At 66.4% G+C, this 9798-nt stretch carries 9 protein-coding genes and 1 pseudogene; 3 read left to right on the forward strand and 7 right to left on the reverse strand.

The window, feature by feature from the left end; all coding sequences use genetic code 11:
* Positions 1–94 precede the first annotated feature (94 nt).
* Complete coding sequence (locus WKI94_RS10510; protein ID WP_337845688.1) at positions 95–871, reverse strand: ABC-2 family transporter protein; 777 nt, start codon at positions 869–871, stop codon at positions 95–97.
* A gap of 57 nt (positions 872–928) precedes the next feature.
* Between WKI94_RS10510 and WKI94_RS10515 the strand changes: the two genes are divergently transcribed.
* Genes WKI94_RS10515 through WKI94_RS10525 form a run of 3 tightly spaced genes read left to right on the forward strand, consistent with a single transcriptional unit; the run spans position 929 to position 2851 of the window.
* Complete coding sequence (locus tag WKI94_RS10515; RefSeq protein WP_337845689.1) at positions 929–1918, forward strand: ATP-binding cassette domain-containing protein; 990 nt, start codon at positions 929–931, stop codon at positions 1916–1918.
* Positions 1915–2691: an ABC-2 family transporter protein gene (locus WKI94_RS10520; RefSeq protein WP_337845690.1), complete on the forward strand. Its 777-nt coding sequence runs from the start codon at positions 1915–1917 to the stop codon at positions 2689–2691. The genes WKI94_RS10515 and WKI94_RS10520 overlap by 4 nt, the downstream gene beginning before the upstream one ends.
* A 7-nt stretch (positions 2692–2698) precedes the next feature.
* Positions 2699–2851, forward strand: coding sequence for a hypothetical protein (locus WKI94_RS10525; RefSeq protein WP_337845691.1), 153 nt, complete (start codon positions 2699–2701; stop codon positions 2849–2851).
* Here WKI94_RS10525 and cimA read toward each other — a convergent pair.
* The 6 genes and pseudogenes from cimA to WKI94_RS10555 all read right to left on the reverse strand — a co-directional run.
* Positions 2829–4418 (reverse strand): citramalate synthase, encoded by a 1590-nt coding sequence (gene cimA / locus WKI94_RS10530; RefSeq protein ID WP_337845692.1) that lies wholly within the window; start codon positions 4416–4418, stop codon positions 2829–2831. The two genes, WKI94_RS10525 and cimA, sit on opposite strands and share 23 nt — an antisense overlap.
* Positions 4419–4468: 50 nt before the next feature.
* Positions 4469–6025: a 2-isopropylmalate synthase gene (locus tag WKI94_RS10535; protein WP_337845693.1), complete on the reverse strand. Its 1557-nt coding sequence runs from the start codon at positions 6023–6025 to the stop codon at positions 4469–4471.
* A gap of 46 nt (positions 6026–6071) precedes the next feature.
* Positions 6072–7082, reverse strand: a complete 1011-nt coding sequence (gene ilvC, locus WKI94_RS10540; protein ID WP_337845694.1) for a ketol-acid reductoisomerase — start codon at positions 7080–7082, stop codon at positions 6072–6074.
* Complete coding sequence (gene ilvN, locus WKI94_RS10545; protein ID WP_337845695.1) at positions 7079–7591, reverse strand: acetolactate synthase small subunit; 513 nt, start codon at positions 7589–7591, stop codon at positions 7079–7081. The genes ilvC and ilvN overlap by 4 nt, the downstream gene beginning before the upstream one ends.
* Positions 7588–9276: a biosynthetic-type acetolactate synthase large subunit gene (gene ilvB, locus WKI94_RS10550; protein ID WP_337845696.1), complete on the reverse strand. Its 1689-nt coding sequence runs from the start codon at positions 9274–9276 to the stop codon at positions 7588–7590. Before ilvB ends, ilvN begins: the two co-directional genes overlap by 4 nt.
* 65 nt (positions 9277–9341) lie before the next feature.
* A pseudogene (locus WKI94_RS10555) lies at positions 9342–9798 on the reverse strand (integrase core domain-containing protein); the annotation flags it as partial.

Below are 9798 nucleotides of genomic sequence, written 5' to 3' on the forward strand. Positions count from 1 at the left end.
CAGGGACGGAACCAAACAGGTACGCCAGAAGGAGGACGAAGAGGACCTCCATACCCCCATCCTAAGCCCTACGTTCCGGCAGGCCCAAGCCCCTTCAGCTGCTGGCAGAGGTGTAGCTCCTCAAAGCGAAGCGGAAAAAAGCCCGGACAAAGAGGAAGAGGGCGAGGGCAAGCCCCAGGGCCAAGAGGAAGGGCGCCTGGCCCCGACCCAGGGCCACCTCCGCGGGCACGGTGGTGAGGAAGGCCACGGGCACCACGAAGGTGAAGAAGACCCGGTAAAGGGCGGGGTAAGCCCCCAGGGGAAAGCGCCCCGCCTCCAAGAGGCCCCTCAGGACCTCGGTGGCGTTGTAGATCTTCACGAACCAGATCCCCGTGGTGGCCAGCATAAACCAGAGGCTATAAAGGATGAGGGCTCCGAGGAACCAGAAGAAGGCGAAGAGGGCGTAGTCCGTGGAGCCAAGCCCAAGCCGCCCCCCCGCCCAAAGGAGAAGCCCCGCCCCGAGGAGGAAATCCCCCACCCCCCAAGGGGAGAAGACCCTTAAGGAAAGCCAGAACTGGGGGTCTATGGGCTTTAGGAGGACGAAGTCCAAGGTGCCCTGCTGGACGTGTTCCACAATCTTGTTAAGGTTGGGGGCCAGGAGAACGCTGGCCAGGCCCTGGAGGAGGGTGAAAGCGGCCATGACCAAAAGGGCCTCCTCCAGCCGCCACCCCCCCGGCCGGTACCCCCCTTGGTAGAGGAGGAGGAGGCCGAAGAGGCTCCCAAGAAGGGTGAGGGCCGAGGAGAGGAGGCCGAGGAGGAAGTTAAGCCGGTACTCCATCTCCGCAGCCAGGCTCAGCTTGAGGAAGAGAAGGTAGACGCGCAGGTAGCGCACAAGGGCACCATAGCCCATGGGGAAGCCCTGGGGCAAGCCCAGGTAGACTGGAAGGGCATGGAGGCCATCGTCCTCGCGGAAGACCTCACCAAGCACTACCGCGTGGCCCTGAAGGAGGAGGGCCCCCTCAGCACCCTACGCCACTTTCTCCTCCGCCGCTACCGCGAGGTGCAGGCGGTGGAGGGGGTGAGCTTCCGGATCGCCTCCGGGGAGGTGGTGGGCTTCTTAGGGCCCAACGGGGCGGGCAAGACCACCACCTTGAAGATGCTCACCGGCCTCGTCCACCCCACCCGGGGCCGGGCCCTGGTGGCGGGGCACGTACCCTGGCGGCGGGAAAAGGCCTTTTTGAAGAAGATCACCCTGGTCATGGGGAACAAGCAGCAGCTCATCTGGGACCTGCCTGCCCTGGACTCCTTCCGGCTGAACGCCGCCATCTACGAGATCTCTGAAGGGGAGTTTCGGAAAAGGGTGGGCGAGCTGGCGGAGATGCTGGGGCTTATGGACAAACTCCACCAGCCGGTGCGCAAGCTCTCCTTGGGGGAAAGGATGAAGGCGGAGCTCCTCGCCGCCCTCCTCCACCGCCCAGAGGTCCTCTTTCTGGACGAGCCCACCCTGGGCCTGGACGTGAACGCCCAGGTGGCGGTGCGGGCGTTCCTGAAGGCCTACAACCAGCGCTACGGGGCCACCCTCCTCCTCACCAGCCACTACATGGCGGACATCAGCGCCCTCTGCGAACGCGTCCTGGTGATCCACCAGGGGAGGCTCCTCTACGATGGAGCCCTGGAGGGCCTATCGGAGCGCTTCGCCCCCTACCGGGAGGTGGGGCTGGTGCTGGCAAGACCCCTCTCCAAGGAGGCCCTCCTCCCCTTCGGGGAGGTGCGGGAGCTCATGGGCCAGGAGGCCAAGCTCCTCGTCCCCCGGGAGCGGCTTACAGAGCGGGTGGCGGAGATCCTAAGCCGTCTTCCCGTGGAGGACCTCGAGGTCCGGGAACCCCCCTTAGAGGAAGTCATCGCCCGGGTGTTCCAGAGGGCGGAGGTGGGCCCGTGAGGAAGGCCAGGGTCCTCCTCCAGGTCTACCTGGCCTACATGCTGGAGTACCGGGCGGAGCTGGTGCTCTGGGCCCTGGCCGGGGTCCTCCCCCTCATCCTCATGGGGGTCTGGATGGAGGCGGCAGAAGGAGGGGACTTCCCCTTGACCTCCGGAGAGTTTGCCCGCTACTTCCTTATGGCCTACCTGGTGCGCCAGCTCACCGTGGTCTGGGTGGTGTGGGAGTTTGAGCGGGACGTGGTGGAAGGGAGGCTTTCCTTCCGCCTCCTGAAGCCCTTAGACCCCTTCTTTGAACACTTGGCGGCCCACGTGGCGGAAAGGCTCGCCCGCTTCCCCTTCGTGCTCTTCTTGGTGGGGTTCTTCTTCCTCCTCTTCCCCGAGGCCCGGTTCCTCCCCTCCGGGGCGGACCTCCTCCTGGGCCTTCTCCTCACCGCTTTGGCTTTTCTCCTCCGCTACCTCATGCAGTACACCACCGCCCTCCTCACCTTCTGGAGCGAGCGGGCCAGTGCTCTGGAGGAGGTCTTCTTCCTCCTCTACCTCTTCCTCTCGGGCACCATCGCCCCCCTGGAGGTCTTCCCGGAAGGGGTGCGCGCCCTCGCCCTCCTCACCCCTTTCCCTTACCTGGTCTACCTCCCTGCGGCCACCCTAGCGGGGCAGGAGGTGGCCCTGTGGCCCGGCGTGGGGGTGATGCTCCTTTGGGGAGGAGGCTTCCTCCTCCTCTCCCGGATCCTTTGGCGGCTTGGCCTTAGGCGCTACTCGGGCATGGGGGCGTAATGGGGACATGGCCACCCGCCACCGCTTCCGTGTGGAGGAGTACAAGCGGGCCTACCGACGGCCCAAAGGGGGGTTTTACCGGAGCGTGCGCCTCCACACCCCAAAGGAGCCGGTAAGCCCCCTGGCCTTCCCGGAGGCTAGCCTCCCCTGGAGCCCATAAGGGAAGGCTCCAGAAGGGGCTTGAGGAGGGCGTAAGCGTAGCCATCGGTGAGGGCTTTTAGGGAGGCCTCGAGGATGTTCTCGCTGGCCCCCACGGTGGCGAAGCGCTCCTCCCCCCGGCGCATCTCCACCATGACCCGCACCCCGCTGTTGGTGCCCGCCTCCTGGCCTGAGAGGATGCGCACCTTGTAGTCGGTGAGCTCCACATCGCCAAGCTCGGGGTAAAAGCCCAGGATGGCCTTGCGGAAGGCCCGGTCCAGGGCGGAAACCGGTCCATGGGGGCTTTCCGCGGCGGTGTGCTCCAGGCTCTCCCCCACCCGGACCCGCACCGTGGCCTCGGCCCAGGCGGTGGAGAGGCCACTTCCGTGCACGAACACGGAAAACCCCTCCACCTGGAAGGGCAGGCTTCCCCCCTTCATCCGGTGGGCCAGGAGGTAGAAGCTGGCCTCCGCCCCCTCAAAGGCGTAGCCCTCGTACTCCAGGGCCTTTACCTCCTCAAGAAGCCTCTTGGCCTCCTCCTTGGAGAGGTCCACCCCCACCTCCTGAAGCTTGGCCAGGAGGTTGGAGCGCCCCGAAACGTCGGAGACCAAAAAGCGGCGGCTATTCCCCACCCACTCGGGGGGGAGGTGCTCATAGGTGCGGGGGTTCTTGAGCACCGCGGAGACGTGCACCCCCGCCTTGTGGGCAAAGGCCGCCTCCCCCACGTAGGGAGCTCGGCGGTTTGGGGTAAGGTTGGCCCGCTCGTCCACGAAGTGGGCGAGCTCCTTCAATCCCCGAAGCCTTTCCGGAGGGATGGCGGGGATGCCGTACTTGAAGACCAGGGTGGGGAGGAAGGAGGTGAGGTTCAGGTTGCCGCACCGCTCCCCGTAGCCGTTCACCGTGCCCTGGACGTGGGTGGCCCCAGCCCGGACCGCGGCCAGGGCGTTGGCCACGGCGAGCTCGGCGTCGTTGTGGGGGTGGATGCCGATCCGCACCCCGGGAAAGCGCTCTACCACGGTCTTGGTTATGGCGTAGACCTCCTCGGGGAGAGAGCCCCCGTTGGTGTCGCAAAGGACCAAGGTGTCCGCCCCACCCTCAAGGGCGGCCTCTAAGGTGGCGAGGGCGTAGCCGGGGTCCTCCTTGTACCCATCAAAGAAGTGCTCCGCGTCGTAGACCACCCGCCGGCCCCTCTTCGCGAAGAAGGCCACCGTGTCCCGGACCATGGCCAGGTTCTCCTCCAGGGTGGTCTCCAGGGCCTCGAGGACGTGCAGGGTCCAGCTCTTCCCGAAGAGAACCACCACCGGGGTTTCCGCCTCCAAAAGGGCCCGGACGGAAGGGTCCTCCTCAGGGAGGAGGCCCTTCCTGCGGGTGGCCCCAAAAGCCGCAAGCCTCGCCGCCCCCAGGCCCACCTCCTTCATGCGGGCAAAGAACTCCGCGTCCTTGGGGTTGGAACCGGGCCACCCCCCCTCTATAAGGTGGATACCGAAGGCGGCAAGCCGCCTGGCGATGGCCACCTTGTCGTCCACGGAAAGGCTAACCCCCTCTCCTTGGGTCCCGTCCCTTAGGGTGGTGTCCAGGATCTCCACCATACCCCTTCCCTCCCAGGACCCCCAAGGCGGCCTAGGCCGCCTTGGGGCTTCTAAACCCCGCGGTGGACCTCCTCAATGGAAGGCGGGTGGCGCATGGCCCGGCCGGAGGCCAGCTTCCCTGCCGCATCCAGGAAGGCCCTAGCCGAGGCCTCGATGATGTCCGGGGAAACCCCCACCCCCACCGCCTGGAGCTCCCCCAGGCGGAGGCGCACCGTCACCTGGCCCAGGGCCTCCGTGCTCCCCGTGACCGCCTCCACACGGTAAAGCTCCAGCTCGGGCCTAAGCCCGATGGCCTCCTCCAGGGCCTTGTACACCGCGTCCACCGGCCCGTCCCCGGTATGGGTGGCCACCCGCTCCCCATCCGGGGTCTTCACCTTCACCGTGGCCGTGGGGAGAAGGCCGGAACCGGAAAAGAACTGGACATGGAGGAGCTCAAAGAAGGTGGAGGCGGGCTCCCGCTCGCTTTCCACCAGGGCCTGGAGTTCTTCGGCGGAAAGGGGGCCCTTCTTCTCCGCGATCTCCTTGAAGCGGGCGAAGAGGACCTTTATTTGCTCCTCCGTAAGGTCCTTGTAGCCCAAATCCTCCAGGGCCTTCTTGAAAGCGGCCCGGCCAGAGTGCTTGCCGAGGACCAAAACGGCGGGGCGGCGGCCGATGAGCTCCGCGTCCATGATCTCGTAGGTGCCCCGGTGCTTGAGGACGCCGTCTTGGTGGATGCCGGACTCGTGGGCGAAGGCGTTGTCCCCCACGATGGCCTTGTTGGGGGGCACGGGCATGCCGGTGTAGCGCTCCACCAGGCGGGAGACGCGGTAGATCTCCCGGGTGTTGATCTTGGTGTAGGCCTTGTAGAAGTCCCGGCGCACGTAAAGGGCCATGACCACCTCTTCCAAGGCGGTGTTCCCGGCCCGCTCCCCGATGCCGTTGATGGTGCACTCCACCTGCCCCGCCCCGTTCAGCACCCCCGCCAGGGCGTTGGCCGTGGCCAGGCCCAGGTCATCGTGGGTGTGGGTGGAGATGATCACCTCCCGCCCCCGCACCACCTCGTCCCGGATGCGGCGGATGAGGGCCCCGTACTCCTCGGGGGTGCCGTAGCCCGTGGTGTCGGGGATGTTGATGGTGGTGGCCCCGGCCTCAATGGCCACCTCATAGAGCCTTTTCACGAAGTCCCAGTCTGCCCGCATCACGTCCTGGGCGGAAAACTCCACGTCGTCCACGTAGCGCCTGGCGTAGCGGACCATCTGGTCCGCCATCTCCAAGACCTCCTCCTCCGTCTTACGGAGCATGTGCTCCAGGTGGATCTTGGAGGCCGAGGTAAAGACGTGGATCCGGGGCTTTTCCGCCCCCTCCAGGGCCTTAGCCGCCTGGTCTATGTCCAGGGTGTGGGTGCGGGCGAGGGCGGCGATGATGGGGCCTTTGACCTCGCCCGCGATGCGGCGCACTGCCTCAAACTCCATGGGCCCCGATACGGGGAAGCCCGCCTCAATGATGTCCACCCCAAGCCGCGCCAGGGCATGGGCGATCTCCAGTTTCTGGTCCAGGGAAAGGGCTACCCCAGGGCTCTGCTCGCCGTCCCGAAGCGTGGTGTCAAAGATCCGAATGTGCCGTTCCATCCCTTCACCTCCTCACGCAAAGAGGCCCCCAACCGGGGGCCTCCCCTTAGACCTCCTCCAATACCCTCGCCCTCAGGAAGGGCATCATGGCCCTCAGCCTCGAGCCCACCTCCTCAATGGGGTGGGCCTTCCAGCGCCTGCGGTTTGCGAGGAGCACGGGCTGGCCCGCCTGGTTCTCCAGCATCCACTCCCGGGCAAACTCCCCGGACTGCACCTGGCGCAGGATCTCCCGCATGCGGCGCTTGGTCTCCTCCACGGGCACCGCCACCTCCCCCCGGGTATAGTCCCCGTACTCCGCGGTGTTGGAGATGGAGTAGCGCATACCGGAAAGGCCAGCCTCATAGATGAGGTCCACGATGAGCTTCACCTCGTGAACGGTCTCAAAGTAGGCCATCTCCGGGGGGTAGCCCGCCTCCACCAGGGTCTCAAACCCCGCCTGGATGAGCCGGGTAAGCCCCCCACAGAGCACCGCCTGCTCGCCGAAGAGGTCGGTCTCCGTCTCGTCCTTGAAGGTGGTGGCGATGACCCCAGCCCGGGCCGCCCCGATGGCCTTGGCGTAGGCCAACGCGGTGGGGAAGGCCGCCCCCGAGGCGTCTTGGTGGACCGCCACCAGGGCGGGGACCCCGCTGCCCTTCTGGTACTCGCTCCGCACCAGGTGCCCCGGGCCCTTGGGGGCCACCATGAAGACGTCCAGGTCCTTCCGGGGCCGGATCTGGCCGAAGTGGATGTTGAAGCCGTGGGCAAAGGCCAAAGCCCCGCCCTCCTTCAGGTAGGGCTCAATCTCCTCCCGGTAGACCCCCGCCTGGAGCTCATCGGGAAGGAGGACCATGACGATGTCCGCCTCGGCCACCGCCTCCCGGGTGGGCAGGACCCGAAGCCCCGCCCCTTCCGCCTTGGCCCAGCTCTTGGACCCCGGGCGGAGGCCCACCCGTACGTCCACCCCCGAGTCCTTTAGGTTCAGGGCGTGGGCGTGCCCCTGGGAGCCGAAGCCCAAGACGGCCACCTTCTTGCCCGAAAGAAAACCGAGGTCCGCGTCGTGCTCGTAGTAGATCTTCATACCGCCTCCCGTTTTTCCCTGACCTTAAGGACCCTCTCCCCGCGGCTCATGGCCACGGCGCCGGTGCGCATGACCTCGAGGATCCCGTAAGGCCTCAGGGCCTCAATGAAGGAGTCTATCTTCTTGGAGTCCCCGGTGAGCTCCAGGATCAGGGTCTTCTGGGCCACGTCCACCACCCGGGCCCGGAAGGCCTCCTGGATGTCCTTCACCGCCAGGCGCTCCTCTACCCCCGCCACGTGGACCTTCACCAGGCAAAGCTCCCGCTCCACGTGGGGCTCGGTGTGGTCGGTGACCTTCAGGACCTCAATGAGCCGGTTCAGTTGCTTCTCCACCTGCTCCAGGGTGTGGTCATCCCCGGTGACCACCAGGCTGATGCGGGAAAGCCCGGGCTGGTGGGTGGTGCCCACCGCTAGGCTTTCCAGGTTGAAGCCCCGGCGGGCGAAGAGGCTGGTGATGCGGTTCAGCACCCGGGGGTGGTCCTGGACCAAGACGGAGATCACATGCCTCATGCCTCCACCTCCTGCCGCTCCCTGGGGTGCTCCAGGATCATGTCCTCCGCCGCGCCCCCTGCGGGGATCATGGGGAAGACCCCTTCCTCGTGGTAGACCCTAAACTCCGCCACCACCGGGCCATCCGCGTTCAGGACGGCCTCCACCCCCTTCATAAGGTCCTCCTTCCTCTCCACCCGCACCCCCCGGATGCCGTAGGCCTCCGCCAGGCGGGCGAAGTCGGGGTTGGAGTCCGCCAGGTAGACCTCGGAGTAGCGCCGGGCGTGGAAAAGGTCCTGCCACTGGCGCACCATGCCCAGGTAGCCGTTATTCAGGATGACCACCTTCACCGGAAGCTTGTACTTCACCACCGTGGCCAGCTCTTGCAGGGTCATCTGGAAGGAGCCGTCCCCGTCAAAGTCTATGACCAGCTCATCGGGCCTTGCGATCTGGGCCCCGATGGCGAAAGGCAGGCCCACCCCCATGGTCCCGAGGCCCCCTGAGGTGAGGAAGCTCCGGGGCCGGGTCACGGGGAAGAACTGGGCGGCGAACATCTGGTGCTGCCCCACCCCCGTGGTGATGATGGCGTGGCCCCCCGTGGCCTCATGGAAGGCGCGGATGACCTCTTGGCTTTGCAGGTGGGGCTTGGGCCGCCAGGTGAGGGGGTGACGGGTGCGCCAATCCTCCAGTTTCCGCCACCACTCCGCCAGGCGCAGGGCCTTCGCCCCCCGGAGCATCTCCTTAAGCACCAGCCTCGAGTCTCCCACGATGGGGATGTGGGTGCGCACCACCTTGCCGATCTCCGCCGGGTCTATGTCCACGTGGATGATGGTGTGGGCGTGGGGGGCGAAGCGGGAAACCTTGCCCGTGACCCGGTCGTCAAAGCGGAGACCGACGGCCAGGATCACATCCGCGTGGTGGATGGCCCGGTTGGCGGCCACGGTGCCGTGCATGCCCGGCATCCCCAGCCACAAGGGATGGTTCCCGGGGAAGGCCCCAAGGCCCATGAGGGTGGTGATGACGGGGATCCCCGTCTTCTCGGCAAAGGCCAAAAGCTCCGCGTGGGCGTGCTGGGCCCCGCCCCCCACCATGAGCACCGGGCGCTCCGCCTTCTCCAGGGCGTCCAGGGCCTTCTCAATCTGCCGGGGGTGGCCCTTCAGGGTGGGCTTATAGCCGGGCAGGTCCAGCTCCACCTCCAGGGAGCCGGTGAACTCCGCAAGCTGGACGTCCTTGGGAATGTCTATGAGCACCGGCCCCGGGCGGCCCGTGGCGGCGATGTGGAAGGCCTCCCTCACCACCCGGGGGAGGTCGTTCACGTCCTGGACCAGGTAGTTGTGCTTGGTGATGGGCATGGTCACCCCGGTGACGTCCGCCTCCTGGAAGGCGTCGGTGCCGATGAGGGCCCGGGGGACGTTCCCGGTGATGGCCACCACAGGGGTGGAGTCCATGAGGGCATCGGCCAGGCCCGTGACCAGGTTCAAGGCCCCCGGCCCCGAGGTGGCCATGACCACCCCCACCCGGCCCGAGGCCCGGGCGTAGGCCGTGGCCGCGTGCACGCCTCCCTGTTCGTGCCGCACCAGGATGTGGCGGATGGGGCTGTCGTAGAGGGCATCGTAGGTGGGCATGATGGCCCCGCCCGGGTGGCCGAAGATGACCTCCACCCCTTCCCGCTCCAGCGCCTTCAAGAGAACCTCGGCTCCGTTCATGCCCGCCTCCTATAAACCTAAACCCCCCCGTTTCCGGGGGGGTTTGGATGTACGGATCCGCGGCGCTACACCCTACCCCCCCTGGTCCTTACGATTAGGACCAGGCCTAGGGATAGGAGGAGGCCGCGCATCTTGCCCTCCATGCTAGGGGGCGAGGGCTTTCCTGTCAAGACGGTGTAGTTGGCCAGCACATTTGAGACTCTGTGGGGACCCCCTCCTCCTTGAGCTTAGCCAGGAACTCCAAGGGCGCAAGACCCCCCAAAGCCCGGTGCGGCCTCCGCCCGTTGTAGTAGTCCAAATACGCATCCAACTCCCGCTGAAGCCCCTCAATCCCAGAAGGCAGAGGACGCGTGTAAAACTCGTCCCGAAACGCCCGCTGCATGCGCTCCACATGCCCATTCAACTTGGGACTCCGCGGAGGAAGCTCAAACAACCGGATGCCCAAACCCCTACAGGCCTCCTCAAACTCCGCCATAAACTCGCTACCCCCATCCACCTGCACCGCCCGGATGGGAAACGGAC

The sequence above is a fragment of the Thermus sp. genome (assembly GCF_037444525.1).
GTDB lineage: Bacteria > Deinococcota > Deinococci > Deinococcales > Thermaceae > Thermus.

Coding starts and splice junctions, on each gene's coding strand:
- ilvC (WP_337845694.1), bottom strand. CDS start 7,082: ATGAAGATCTACTACGAGCACGACGCGGACCTCGGTTTTCTTTCGGGC.
- cimA (WP_337845692.1), bottom strand. CDS start 4,418: ATGGTGGAGATCCTGGACACCACCCTAAGGGACGGGACCCAAGGAGAG.
- WKI94_RS10535 (WP_337845693.1), bottom strand. CDS start 6,025: ATGGAACGGCACATTCGGATCTTTGACACCACGCTTCGGGACGGCGAG.
- ilvN (WP_337845695.1), bottom strand. CDS start 7,591: ATGAGGCATGTGATCTCCGTCTTGGTCCAGGACCACCCCCGGGTGCTG.
- WKI94_RS10525 (WP_337845691.1), top strand. CDS start 2,699: ATGGCCACCCGCCACCGCTTCCGTGTGGAGGAGTACAAGCGGGCCTAC.
- ilvB (WP_337845696.1), bottom strand. CDS start 9,276: ATGAACGGAGCCGAGGTTCTCTTGAAGGCGCTGGAGCGGGAAGGGGTG.
- WKI94_RS10515 (WP_337845689.1), top strand. CDS start 929: ATGGAGGCCATCGTCCTCGCGGAAGACCTCACCAAGCACTACCGCGTG.